Source organism: Vibrio sp. Isolate22 (genome assembly GCF_022398115.1).
Taxonomy (GTDB): Bacteria; Pseudomonadota; Gammaproteobacteria; order Enterobacterales; family Vibrionaceae; genus Vibrio.
The window spans coordinates 20,819-33,920 of sequence record NZ_JAKEUW010000011.1; the positions used below are offsets into that span (position 1 = coordinate 20,819).

The window sequence follows — 13,102 nt, forward strand, 5'->3', positions numbered from 1 at the left end:
TTCCCTGTTCGATGAAAACTCAAAAAAATAATAGGGAATTACAATGCAAAAATTTAAGCTTTTGCCAATAACGGTCGCAGTGGCGGCTTCGCTTGCTTCAATCTCTTCTTTTGCTGCAGAAACGGATCTTGCCGCTCTGGAACAACGAATCCAAGAGCTGGAATCTCAAGTTGGTGATATCAAGTATGTTGATGATCAACAACAAGCGGTTCTGACTGCAGAAACCAATGTACCAGACGGTATCGTCTTCTCTGGTTATGCTCGTTACGGCGCTCACTACAAAAGTGGTGATGAGCGTTACGTAGACATCGGTACAACAGGTCGCTCTGTTGGTCGTTTAGGTAACGAAGCCAACGGCGGTGAAGTTCAGTTAGCTAAGCTTTTCCAGGCAGACAACGGCGCTATCTGGGACATCGTATTCATGGCTGACCACTGGGAAGCTGACGCATGGGCTGATGACGGCGGCCTAAGCATGAAAAAAATGTATGCTGGTGTAACCAACGTCTTTGAAAGTCAGCCTGAGCTTTACATGTGGGCTGGTCGTGACTTCCATCAACGTCCGCAACAAGGTTTGAACGATTACTTCTGGATGACACACGATGGTCAAGGTGCTGGTTTTAACAACTTAGACTTTGGTGGTGCCAAGCTAGACATGGGCTTTGTAGGCCAAGTGAAAGGCGGCCTTGTAAATGACAATGGTCGATACGCTGTGACTGCAAAACTGCATAGCATCAACGCTGGTATCGGTAACCTAGATCTTTACGCAAACTACGGTTTTGCTTCTGATGAAGCTGATACTTCTACTACGACTGAGTATGTATATAATCCTCTTACAGACAAAATGGAACCAGTGGTAACACCGGGTCAAAAAGTCAGTGATGAAACAGCATACTTAATCGGTGCGACTTTAGGTCTAGGCGAGTCTAACAAGTTAGTTATGAAGTATGGTGATGGTGCAGACTCATCTGTATTTGAGCTGAAAGGTGATTACCAAACCTTCTACGCAAGTTTGGAAGGTAGCTACGCAGCATCTGAGCAATTCATCATTGATTACTTAGTGTCGTACAAAGACAACTCTGGTTCTGATCTAGACCGCGAGAACACGGAATACGCTGGTATCGTTCGTCCACAATACCAATGGAATGATGCTCACTCTACATGGTTAGAAGCGGGCTACGGCATGGTTGATTACGATGACGACGGTGAAGAGAACGCATGGAAAGTAACGCTTTCTCAAAACGTTTCTCTAGGTGGTTTACCTTGGAGCCGTCCAATGCTTCGTTTCTACACAACAGTGGGTGATGTAGAAACTAAAGGCAACACTGTGAAGACAACGAATGTAGATACATTGTCGTTCGGTGCAATGTTTGAAGCTTGGTGGTAATCACTGATATAGAAACAGCGGCTCTTTGAATCCGGCATATTTTCAAAGAGCCATGCTTTCGAATATCCATGCGTTTCAATAGTACGTAAATACTGTCCATTTTAGCCCTAAAGGCAGATTGATTAGGGCACGTTATATAACTCCATTCTTGGGCACATTCTTTGTGCCCTTTTTTTCGCTACTAGATCAAGGATCCACTATGAGACTTTCTTCCATCGTGTCTCGAGTTTACTTAGGTTTCTTCGTGCTGATTGTGAGCATGCTAGGTTCCGCATGGCTAAGTATCAGTAGCAATAAAGATATTACTACTCGAATTGAAAACATCACCCAGCAAGCTACGCCACTTATGCTTCAATCTTCCACCTTGACCATTCGGTTTCTGGACATTAATCGCAGCATCACGCCGTATTTATCCGCCAATTACATAGATGAACTCGAACCACTGAAACTGACCGTATTGAATAACATTGAGCAATATCAGCAGCAATTGAATTGGTTCGAAGGCAAGGGCTCAGTTGGTTCACAAATGGAAGCCATGCTTAACAACATCACTCAAACCGGCGTGTCGACTATCGATAAGATAGAGCGAGTATTGGAACTTTACGTTGAGTATTTGGATAGCAAAGATCTCGGCTCGATGGGGCAAGCGCAATTTCAATCTGTGGTGGGGCAGCTTAATAATACCTTGGTGAATCAACTCGCGAGTGCGGATTCAGAGCAGACTCAAAAAGCGGTCGAAGCTCTGTTGGTGCAACTAAGCCTGATTGCGGCAGAGGCTAATGAGGCATTCTCATTACAAACGTCATCAGAAGTTCGCGGGGTAGAGCGACGCCTACAAAGTCGCAAAGAGCGATTCGAACAAGCGGTAACCGACTTAGATAATCTGGACTCATCTTTACTACGTCGCAGTCAACAGTCTTTATCACTGCTCGCTTCACACGCATTTTCATCTAGCGGCTCGGTATCTACTCATAAAGCAACCGTGAAACTTGATGAATCTATTTCTCTCCAAAATCAGGAAATTGAACAGCTGATTGATGCGCAGCTGAGTCACTTTGATGAGCTTTCTCTATACGCAGAAGATACCGCAACACGCCTGTATCACGAATCGATGGACTCTTCACAGCAAGCCCTTGTGATGCAGGGGGTTATTGCACTTGCTTCCGTACTTATTGCTCTGCTGATCGGGTTGAATATCGCCAAAGGAATCCGTAAACCAAGCAAGTTGTTGCAAAGTGCACTAGACCAAGTTGCCAATAAAGACTTGAGCACGATGGTGCAATATCAAGCCAATAATGAGTTCGGCTCAGTGAGCGACAAGGTCAACTTAGTGATCAGTCATCTGACTGAAATGATTGAGAACATGCGCCAATCGTCAACGCGCTTAAAAGAAGCATCTTTGGAGAACCAAAGTACTAGCCGCTCTTTGAGTGAGGCTATGCAAGACCAAACCAATCAGACCGTGATGGTAGCAACGGCCATGGAGCAAATCGAGTGTTCGGTGACAGAAATAACTCAAGCAGCTAACCAAACGTTAACTCTGGTGACCGAAGCGGTGTCGAGTTCTAATTATGGTCAGCAGACGATGGACAAAAGCGTCGAGTTGATGAGTAGCTTGGAACGCAAATTAGCAGAATCAACAACGACCATCGGCCAGCTTGAAAGTGATAGTGCCAGTATTGGCTCGATTCTGGACGTGATCTCTGGGATATCTGAGCAAACCAATTTGTTGGCATTGAATGCGGCTATCGAAGCGGCGCGAGCGGGTGAACAGGGGCGAGGCTTTTCTGTAGTTGCCGATGAAGTTCGCGTGTTAGCAGCCAAAACCAATGCCTCGACGCAAGAGATACACAACAAGATTGAACAGTTGCAAACCAGTTCTAAGCTTGCGGTTGAGCAAATCAACCAATGCGTAGCGGGGATGGTTCAATGTGTTGAACAAACCGGTGAGGTGAATGGCTCAATATCAAAGGTGTCCACTCTGTTAAACGAGGTAGAGCAAAGAAGTCACCAGATTGCGACAGCGACTACCGAGCATCAAGTGGTCGCCTCTCAAGTCACACAAAACATCAGCCTGATACACACCTTGGCAGAAGACAACTCTCAACGATCTCAGGTTCTGTTTTCTCATGGGCAGCAGCTTGAAACCATGTCGCAGCAGCAATTCTCACTAACTCAAGAGTTTAAGCTTGCGGAACAACCTGCCTGCGATCGTTAGCGTCCTTTGGTCTTCTCACATCATTTCACGCCCAGCTTTTGCTGGGCGTTGTTCTTTTAGTTTCGAGCTGCTTTTTGATCTGAACGGTAATTAACCAAATGTCATCCTGATAATATTAACAATAATCTCATGAAACAGTTTCATGGCATCAAGCCAATCTGTAAGCGCTTTCAAGATTTCCAAATCCTGCCTTTTTACCTCCAAGTTTAGTGTGATGACACTCACTTCAAGGAATACGTAATTTCTTAATAATCGTTTTGTAAGCGGTTACAAGCTAATGAAGTATCGAGGTTCGAGTGGCAACAATTAAACACGTATCAGAGCATGCAGGTGTGTCTCAAGCGACAGTGTCTAGAGTGATTAACGGCACCAGTAGAGTGAGCCACGACAAGAAGCTAAAGGTTGAAAAGGCGATCAAAGAGTTGGGTTATCGCCCAAACTCTATCGCTCAGGCTTTGGCTTCAAGTCGTACTGGCAGTGTGGGTGTTGTTGTTCCTGAACTGGGTGGCTCTTTCTACTCAGGCATTTTGCACTGCATAGAAGAAAACCTACGCCGCTTTGGTTACCACGCTGTTGTTACTGCGGGGTCTAATACTGAACAAGGGCAGCGCGAGTCGGTGGAGTTTCTGTTGGGGCGTCGTGTCGATGCTTTGATTCTTCATACTCAACTGCTCAGTGATGATTATTTGATTGAATTGGAAGAACAGGGGACCCCTGTGGTTTTAATTAACCGCTTCATCCCAGAAATGGCGATGAGTTGTATTGATATTGATAACGAAGTCGGGGGGCTACTCGCTACTCAATATCTTTTACAAAAGGGGCATAAAGATATCGCGTGTATTACCGGGCCTTTAGATAAAGCAGACGCTAGGGGGCGTTTGCAGGGGTATCGCAAGGCTTTGGAAGAAGCGGGTGTGCCATACGATGAAGCCTTAGTCTCTGAGGCGGGTTTTACCGAAGAGACTGGCATCAGTGCCATGAGAAAGCTCATCAACCGTAAGTGTCACTTCACTGCAGTGTTCGCTTCAAACGATCACATGGCATTTGGCGCATTCGAAGTTCTGCATAAAGAGGGGTTGTCGGTACCAAAAGACATCTCTCTTGTGGGCTTCGATAACACCATCTTCGCGCGTTATCTGACCCCTAGTTTGACCACTATTAATTTCCCTATTGAAGAGATGAGCATTGAAGCGGTTCAGCTCACTCTGCAAAAGCTAAAGAAAATTAAACATGACGTGAACTTTAAATTGCTGCCGACGTTGGTCACTAGAAACTCGGTATCGGATTTACTCGTTACCCTATAAAAAATATTAAGGATAGAACATGAAATTTAAGACCTTAGCGCTTTCATGCGCGGTTGCTTTAGGACTAGGTGCAACAGCTGTTAATGCTGCTGACAAAGAGATTCGTTTCGACGGCTTCCCAGATTTCGATAGCAGCCTGAAGGTATTACTGCCTGATTTCGAAAAGAAAACTGGGATCAAAGTGGATTACCTTATGAACAACCACGGTGACCACCACACGAAACTGACCACTAACTTAGCAACGGGTTCTGGCGCGGGTGATGTGATTGTTGTGGACGTTGAGAAAATTGGTCCATTCGTAAGTTCTGGTGGCCTAGTAAACCTGTCTGAAAACTACGGTGCTGATAAGTACCAAGAGCGATTCGCTCCATATGCATGGGCGCAAGGTAAAGGTGCTGATGGCGACATGTACGGTATTCCTGTCGACCTTGGTCCTGGTGTTATGTACTACCGTACCGACGTGTTTGAAAAAGCGGGCATCAATGTAGAAGACGCAATCAAAGACTGGGATTCATACATCGCAGCGGGTGAGAAGCTGAAAGAGCAAAACGTACAGCTTATCGCTTCAGCAGCCGACGTAGCACAAGCAATCATCTTTACTACAGTTCCTGAAGGCGAAGGTCTTTACTTCGATAAAGATGGCAACCCAGTTGTGACATCAGAGCGCTTTGTTCACGCGTTTGAAGTAGCAAAAGAGATTCGTGACAAAGGCTTAGATGGCCGCATTCTGGCTTGGTCTAACGAATGGTACGAAGGCTTCCGCAACGGCACATTTGCAACTCAACTTTCTGGCGCTTGGCTACTTGGTCACCTAAACAACTGGATCGCACCTGAAACCAAAGGTAAGTGGGCAGTAGAAAACCTTCCTGATGGTATCTACGGCAGCTGGGGTGGTTCATTCCTATCTATCCCAACGCAATCTGAAAACCCAGATGAAGCATGGGCGCTTATCGAGTACATGACGACTGACCGTGAAGTTCAACTTAAGCACTTCGAAACGATTGCAGCTTTCCCTGCGAACGTAACGACGTATGACGATGAGTTGTTCCAAGAAGAGATGGAGTTCCTAGGTGGGCAGAAAGCACGTCTTCTATTTGCAGAAGTGGCACAGAACATCAAGCCAGTATCTCCAGCTCAAGGCGACCACGTAGCACGTTCTATTATTTTAGAGAACGCATTGATGGAAGTGCTTGATGAAGGCAAGGACATCGAAACTGCACTTAAAGAGGCAGAGCGCCTAATTAAGCGTCGTACGCGTAATCTTTAATTTGGTTTTACTTTAAGTAAGTGAGGAAGCGTGGATAACGCGCTTCCTTTTTTAAGAGGTCGTTACTATGAATCATACAGCGAGCACAACGATAGAACCTTCGGAGCAAAGCCTTTTTTCTCGTCTGAATTTGAAAGCGCTTACACCGTATGGATTCCTTCTGCCGTTTCTGATCATTTTTTCTGTATTTGGGATCTTCCCGCTGTTGTTCTCTGTTTACCTGTCGTTCCACGAATGGAACCCAGTACAGGGCATGGATGCAATGGAGTTCGTTGGTTTTGAGAACTATCACATTGCCTTGACTGACCCATGGCTATGGCGTTCATTAAAGAATACATTGTGGCTAGCAATCACATCGGGCGTTGCTCAGCACTTAGTCGCTATTCCAGTGGCTTACATGTTGGTTTCAATGGGTGACCGTATGCGTCACTGGCTAACATCGGCGTACTTCCTACCGTTCATCACATCAACGGTCGCAGCGTCACTGATTTTCTTCAATATGTATTCTCCTAACTCAGGAATCATTAACCAGACACTAATGGCACTGGCTGATAGCACACTGTTTGGTTGGGCATTTGCTTGGGTTAACGATTTTCAACCAATCCGCTGGTTAGACGATGCCACTATGGTGAAGCCGTCTATCGCGATCATGGTTTTCTGGAAATACACAGGTTTTAACATCGTCCTTTACACCACTGGTTTAATGACGATTCCTAAAGACATTTTAGAAGCTGCACGTATGGATGGTGCCAATGCCTTCCGCCGCTTCTGGAACATCTCACTACCAATGATTCGTCCATTCATCTTCTTTGCAATCACCATGACCATCATCGGTAACCTGCAAATGTTTGAAGAACCGTTCGTTCTAACGCGTGGTACAGGTGGTACGGGTCAATCTGGTTTAACTATCTCTATGTACCTCTACAAAGTGGGTTGGGAATGGTTAGAAATGGGCACAGCGTCAGCAATTTCATGGCTTCTGTTTGCACTGATCGCGTCTTGTACTTTGGTTCAATTTTTATTCTTCGGTAAGAAAGGCTTAGGGGAACATTAAGATGTCGACATCAATTAAGACAAATACCTCACCACTAAGTGGCCTAATGCCAAGCGAACGCACCATGTACATCATGACTAAGATCTTGATGGTCATGCTCGGCATATTACTGATTGTTTCCGCAATCATTACGGTGTTCCCATTTGTGTGGTCTGCACTGCTTTCAACACGTGACCGTTCGGAGATCTTCGGCTCGGGCATCAGCTTTGCGATTGGCGATAGCCTAATGGTGAACTACGCAAAACTGCTGGAAATCATGCCGTTTTGGAAAGCGATGTTTAACTCGATTTACGTGGCTTTCTTAGGCACAACCATCTCGCTGCTGTTTTGTAGCATGGGTGGTTACGCGTTTGCTGTGTTTAAGTTCCGCGGTAAGAACGTGTTGTTCGGCATGCTGGTAGGCTCAATGGCGATTCCGCCAGTGCTTAGCTTGATCCCTTACTTCATGATCGTGAAATTCTTAGGCTTGCTGGATAACCACATGGCGGTATGGCTACCGTTCACAACCACGCCATTTGGTATATTCTTGATGCGTCAGCACGTGATTGCATCTATTCCTAAAGAGCTATTAGAAGCGGCGAAGTTAGATGGCGCAGGTGAATTCAGAACGTACTGGAGTGTGGTACTGCCACTGATGAAACCGGCATTAGCAACACTCGCTATCGTGCAGTTCGTCTTCTTCTGGAACATGTTTATGCAGCCTCTTGTGGTGCTGAACAACCCTGACAATTACGTCATCACACAAGCACTACGAAGTGTTCAAGGTATTCCGAATACGCCATGGGGCGCGGTAATGCTAGGTACCACAATTTCTATTTTACCACTCGTGATTACATACCTGTTCGCATCGAAACAGATGATCAGTGGTTTAACGTCCGGCGCAGTTAAAGGTTAGGTTTAAGGGTTATAACAATGAATAAATTTCAACTTCCAAGTGATTCAAAGTTACGCAGTAAGGAATTTGTATTCGGTGTCGCGACATCTTCATACCAAATTGAAGGCGGCGTTGAAGAGGGTGGTCGCACACCGTCTATCTGGGACACGTTTTGTAAGACACCAGGTAAGGTAGATAACGGCGACAGTGGTGATGTGGCGTGCGACCACTACCACTTGTGGCAACAAGATATCGAGATGATTCAAGGCTTAGGTGTTGATGCTTACCGCTTGTCAATTGCATGGCCACGTATCTTGCCGCAAGACGGTGTGGTGAATCAGCAAGGTCTAGAGTTTTACGAGCAGATCATCGATGAATGTCATGCTCGTGGAATGAAGGTGTTCGTGACACTTTATCACTGGGATCTACCGCAATACCTAGAAGACAAAGGCGGTTGGTTAAACCGTGAGACGTCTTACAAGTTTGCAGAATATGCAGAAGTGGTGAGTAACTACTTCGGCAATAAAATTGATGTTTACACCACATTGAACGAACCGTTTGTATCTGCGTTCTTAGGCTACCGTTGGGGCGAGCATGCACCGGGCATCAAGGGTGAAAAAGAAGGCTTCTTAGCCTCTCACCACTTAATGCTAGGTCATGGTTTGGCGATGCCGATTCTTCGCAAGAATGCACCTCATGCTAAGCATGGTGTGGTATTTAACGCGACTCCGGCTTACCCATTAACACCGCAAGATCAAGGCGCTGCAGACTACTGTGAAGCAGAGAACTACCACTGGTTCATCGACCCTGTACTGAAAGGTGAATACCCACAGCCAGTAGTCGACCGTCAAGCGATGAACATGCCGATGATTTTAGAAGGCGATCTAGACATCATCAGTGCACCGGTTGATTACATCGGTATCAACTACTACACACGCAATGTCGCTCGCTTCAATGAAAATGGCGACATTGAATCAGTAAAACAGACTGACGCAGAACACACTTACATCGGTTGGGAAATCAACCCACAAGGTTTAACCGATTTATTGGTAAGACTGGATGCTCGTTACGAAAACATGCCGCCTATCTACATTACTGAGAATGGCGCCGCAGGGAACGACGAGCGTGTTAACGGACAAGTGATGGATGACCAACGTGTTCGTTACTTCCAAGGCCACATCGAAGCGGTGCACAACGCCGTTGAAGCGGGTGTGAAAGTTGATGGCTACTTTGCGTGGAGTCTAATGGATAACTTTGAATGGGCATTCGGCTACTGCCAACGCTTTGGCATCGTCCATGTTGATTACACCACCCAAGAAAGAACACTGAAACAGAGCGCAATTGCGTACCGAAACATGCTTCAAGAGCGCGCTGAGGAGAACAGATAATGGCTAAAGTAGAATTCAAAAACATCAAGAAATCATTCGGTGATGTTGAAGTGGTTAAAGAGTTTGATTTTACGGTTGAAGACGGTGAGTTCGTGGTTTTCCTTGGCCCATCTGGCTGTGGTAAGTCGACCACACTTCGTATGCTAGCAGGCCTAGAAAGCATCAGCTCTGGTGACATCGTGGTCGGTGGCAAAGTGATGAACAAGGTCGATGCTAAAGACCGCGACTTAGCAATGGTATTCCAAAGCTACGCACTGTACCCACACATGACGGTTTACGAGAACATCGCTTTCGCTCTGAAACTGAAGGGCATGCCAAAGGCAGAGATTGACGTAGAAGTACGCAAAGCTGCAAAAATGCTAGAGCTTGACCCGTTACTAAACCGTAAGCCAAAAGAACTTTCTGGTGGTCAGCGTCAGCGTGTAGCTATGGGCCGCGCGATGGTTCGTACTCCGAAAGTGTTCCTGTTTGATGAGCCGCTATCTAACCTCGATGCCAAACTTCGTGGCGTGATGCGTGAAGAGATCAAACACCTACACCGCGAGCTGAAAACGACCACGATCTACGTTACACACGACCAGATCGAAGCGATGACGCTAGCAGACCGCATCGTGATTCTGAAAGACGGTTATGTTGCTCAAGTGGGCACACCAACTGAGGTGTTCCAACGCCCAGCTAACAAGTTTGTCGCGCAATTCATTGGTAACCCGTCAATGAACATGTTGGAAGCTAAGCTGATTGAAAAAGAAGGCGAATACTTCGTTGAACTTGGCGATGTTCATATCCCACTGCCAGAGCGTTTTAAGTCTCTGGCGTCTAAAAACCTAGCGCTTCACTTTGGTGTTCGTCCAACAGACATCCACCTGCGTGCTGAGCAAGTGGACCACGACCGTGTGCTGCCATTCCCTGTGAAAATCAAAGACAAGGAACTACTCGGTGCGAGCATTCTTCTGAAAACAGAAATCGGTGGTCAACCGCTGATGGTTGAGACCCAAGCTGCTGAAGTGGATGTGAAAGAACTGACACTTTACTTGGATTTGGATGCTTTCCACCTGTTTGACGCACTGAGCGAGAACTCGCTAGCGAGCTAGTCAATTTAAGTCAGCCAACGAGCTGATACCACTCTACTTACGACAAATTGTTTTGGCTCCTCCTGATTTGGGAGGGGCTAGGGATAGTGATGATGAAATTCGGATATTTTGACGATAAAAACAAAGAATACGTAGCAACCACGCCATGTACACCGATCAAATGGTGTAATTATGTTGGCACATTAGATTTCGGTGGCATTGTTGATAGCAACGGCGGTGTGTTGTTGTGTAAAGGTGACCCGGCACTGAACCGTATTACCAAGTACATTGCTCAGCTGCCAAACTCAGATTTCAAAGGCTCGACTATGTACCTCAAGGTGCGTGATGAAGCGGGCAATGTAGAAATTTTTTCGCCTTTCTACACACCAACATTGAAGCCGCTTGATAAGTTTGAAAACCACACAGGTTTGTCTTACACCACCATCATTGCAGAAGCGTTTGGTGTGCGTTGTGAAGCGACGTTCTTCGTGCCAAAAGCAGACCAAGTACTGCTGCAAGACATCAAGGTCACCAACATTTCAGACAAAGCGCTGCACGTTGATGTTGTGCCGGTATACGAATTCACTCACTTCGATGCACTTAAACAACTATTGAATGCGGATTGGGTTCCACAAACCATGACACTGAAAGCACACCAGCAAGAGTCGGGTCACACCGTGCTTGAGCAGTATGCCTTCATAAAGCGTGACTATGCAGTAAACCTGATGACAGCGGATCGCCCTGCGACGTCTTTTGACGGTGATCGCCAGTCATTCCTTGGTCAGTTTGGTTACGGTACATGGGCTGCACCACAAGCGTTAGAAAACGACGAACTTGGCAATACCGAGTGTCTGCGTGGTGACAACATCGGTGCGCTGAACCTGCGTTTAGGTTGGTTATCTCCAGAGCAGACGGAACGTACGGTTGTACAAATTGCACAAGAAGAGAGCCTAGAAGTCGCGCAACCTTTACTGGCTAAATACCGTGACCACCAAGTGGTTGATTCGGCATTCGCTGAACTGGCTGAGCATTGGGATTCTTACCTACAAGCGGTTCAGGTTGAAACGCCAGATCCAGCTATGAACTCGATGCTTAACGTACACAACCCACGTCAATGCCACACGACCAAAAACTGGTCTCGTTACCTGTCTCTGTATCAGCTTGGCTATGGCGCACGTGGTATCGGTTTCCGTGATTCTTCACAAGATACATTGGGCGTTATTACTCATATGCCAGAAGAGGCGCGTGAGTTCATTGAGCGTCTACTGTCTGTGCAAAATACCAATGGTTCTGCGATGCACCAGTTCTTCCCATCAACGATGGAAGCGAACGCTGGTGACTCACGTGAAGAAGAAGATCGCCCAGATTACTACGGCGATGATCACCTATGGATCATCTACGCAGTCACTCAATATGTGAAAGAGACAGGCAATGCTGACTTCTTGAACAAAGAGATTCCGTTCTACCAAAAAGACAAAGCGGGCAACCCTGTAGAAACAGGCACCGTTTGGGATCACTTGTGTCGCGCGATTAAATTTACTTACACCAATACCGGTGAGCACGGCCTACCGTTATTAGGTTTTGCAGACTGGAATGACACGGTAAACCTGCCAACAGGTGCTGAGTCGATGATGGTAGCTAACATGTACGGTAAAGCCCTGCTTGATATGTTGGACCTTTGTGAGCTGCGAGGTGAGGAACAACTAACAGCTCAGTTCAAAGAGCAATACCAACAAATGCAGAGCACTGTGAATGAATGTGGTTGGGATGGCGAATGGTTTGTGCGTTACTTTGATGAGCAAGGTATGCCGATTGGCTCTCATAAGAATGAACAGGGACAGATCTACACTAACGGTCAAAGCTGGCCTGTGATTTCTGGTTTCGCGACGCAAGAGCGTGCTACACAAGCGCTAGATTCGGTTTACAACAAGCTGAACACGACCAATGGTATCAAGCTTTCAACTCCTGGCTACAATGGTTTTGATCCACAACTTGGTGGCGTTTCGACATATCCACCGGGTGCGAAAGAGAACGGTGGTATCTTCCTGCATTCAAATCCATGGGTGATGATCGCAGAAGCGAAAATGGGTAATGGCGAGCGTGCTTACGAGTACTACCGTCAAATTAACCCGGCTTCTAAGAACGACGACATTGATACCTTTGAGTCAGAACCATACTGCTACCCGCAAAACATCTTGGGTGACGAACATAAACAGTTCGGTCTAGGTCGTAATGCATGGCTGTCTGGTACTTCATCTTGGACATACGTTGCAGGCACACAGTGGATTCTGGGTGTTCGACCTGAAATTGATGGCTTGCTGGTGGATCCTTGTATTCCGGCTGAGTGGCCTGAGTTCAAAGTCCGTCGTCAGTTCCGTGGTGCAACATACAATATTCATGTCACGAACCCGAACAACGTGTGTAAAGGTGTAGTTGAGATGAAGGTCAATGGTGACCTGATTTCAGGCAATAAAGCACCGGTATTTACATCGGGTGAGCACACGGTGGAAGTGGTTTTAGGTTAACAAAGAGAAGGGCGCTTT

Annotated in this window: 9 protein-coding genes; all 9 read left to right on the top strand. The window is 46.4% G+C overall.

Translation table 11 applies throughout. The features are described from left to right. Positions 1-43 precede the first annotated feature (43 nt). The 9 genes from L1D55_RS08600 to L1D55_RS08640 all read left to right on the top strand — a co-directional run bounded on the left by L1D55_RS08600 (position 44) and on the right by L1D55_RS08640 (position 13,084). The gene (locus L1D55_RS08600) at positions 44-1,384 is read left to right on the top strand and encodes a carbohydrate porin (protein WP_239917147.1); all 1,341 of its coding nucleotides are present in this window, start codon (positions 44-46) and stop codon (positions 1,382-1,384) included. 199 nt (positions 1,385-1,583) lie between these two features. Further along, the gene (locus tag L1D55_RS08605; protein ID WP_239917148.1) at positions 1,584-3,602 is read left to right on the top strand and encodes a methyl-accepting chemotaxis protein; all 2,019 of its coding nucleotides are present in this window, start codon (positions 1,584-1,586) and stop codon (positions 3,600-3,602) included. A 296-nt stretch (positions 3,603-3,898) separates the two neighbouring features. Next, positions 3,899-4,906: a LacI family DNA-binding transcriptional regulator gene (locus L1D55_RS08610; RefSeq protein WP_128163344.1), complete on the top strand. Its 1,008-nt coding sequence runs from the start codon at positions 3,899-3,901 to the stop codon at positions 4,904-4,906. Between the two features lie 19 nt (positions 4,907-4,925). Further along, positions 4,926-6,173 (top strand): extracellular solute-binding protein, encoded by a 1,248-nt coding sequence (locus tag L1D55_RS08615; RefSeq protein WP_128163346.1) that lies wholly within the window; start codon positions 4,926-4,928, stop codon positions 6,171-6,173. 67 nt (positions 6,174-6,240) lie between these two features. After that, positions 6,241-7,227: a sugar ABC transporter permease gene (locus L1D55_RS08620; RefSeq protein ID WP_105023945.1), complete on the top strand. Its 987-nt coding sequence runs from the start codon at positions 6,241-6,243 to the stop codon at positions 7,225-7,227. Between the two features lie 46 nt (positions 7,228-7,273). Beyond that, positions 7,274-8,122 (top strand): carbohydrate ABC transporter permease, encoded by an 849-nt coding sequence (locus tag L1D55_RS08625; protein ID WP_017061568.1) that lies wholly within the window; start codon positions 7,274-7,276, stop codon positions 8,120-8,122. Between the two features lie 17 nt (positions 8,123-8,139). Continuing rightward, positions 8,140-9,489, top strand: coding sequence for a GH1 family beta-glucosidase (locus tag L1D55_RS08630; RefSeq protein WP_105058727.1), 1,350 nt, complete (start codon positions 8,140-8,142; stop codon positions 9,487-9,489). Then, complete coding sequence (gene ugpC / locus L1D55_RS08635; protein WP_105058728.1) at positions 9,489-10,580, top strand: sn-glycerol-3-phosphate ABC transporter ATP-binding protein UgpC; 1,092 nt, start codon at positions 9,489-9,491, stop codon at positions 10,578-10,580. The genes L1D55_RS08630 and ugpC overlap by 1 nt, the downstream gene beginning before the upstream one ends. Before the next feature lie 89 nt (positions 10,581-10,669). Further along, positions 10,670-13,084, top strand: a complete 2,415-nt coding sequence (locus tag L1D55_RS08640; protein WP_239917149.1) for a glycosyl transferase — start codon at positions 10,670-10,672, stop codon at positions 13,082-13,084. Positions 13,085-13,102: the final 18 nt, after the last annotated feature.

Bases quoted from the DNA above. Each gene is read 5' to 3' on its own strand.
- L1D55_RS08600 (WP_239917147.1), top strand. From the start codon at position 44: ATGCAAAAATTTAAGCTTTTGCCAATAACGGTCGCAGTGGCGGCTTCG.
- L1D55_RS08605 (WP_239917148.1), top strand. From the start codon at position 1,584: ATGAGACTTTCTTCCATCGTGTCTCGAGTTTACTTAGGTTTCTTCGTG.
- L1D55_RS08615 (WP_128163346.1), top strand. From the start codon at position 4,926: ATGAAATTTAAGACCTTAGCGCTTTCATGCGCGGTTGCTTTAGGACTA.
- L1D55_RS08620 (WP_105023945.1), top strand. From the start codon at position 6,241: ATGAATCATACAGCGAGCACAACGATAGAACCTTCGGAGCAAAGCCTT.
- L1D55_RS08625 (WP_017061568.1), top strand. From the start codon at position 7,274: ATGCCAAGCGAACGCACCATGTACATCATGACTAAGATCTTGATGGTC.
- L1D55_RS08630 (WP_105058727.1), top strand. From the start codon at position 8,140: ATGAATAAATTTCAACTTCCAAGTGATTCAAAGTTACGCAGTAAGGAA.
- ugpC (WP_105058728.1), top strand. From the start codon at position 9,489: ATGGCTAAAGTAGAATTCAAAAACATCAAGAAATCATTCGGTGATGTT.
- L1D55_RS08640 (WP_239917149.1), top strand. From the start codon at position 10,670: ATGATGAAATTCGGATATTTTGACGATAAAAACAAAGAATACGTAGCA.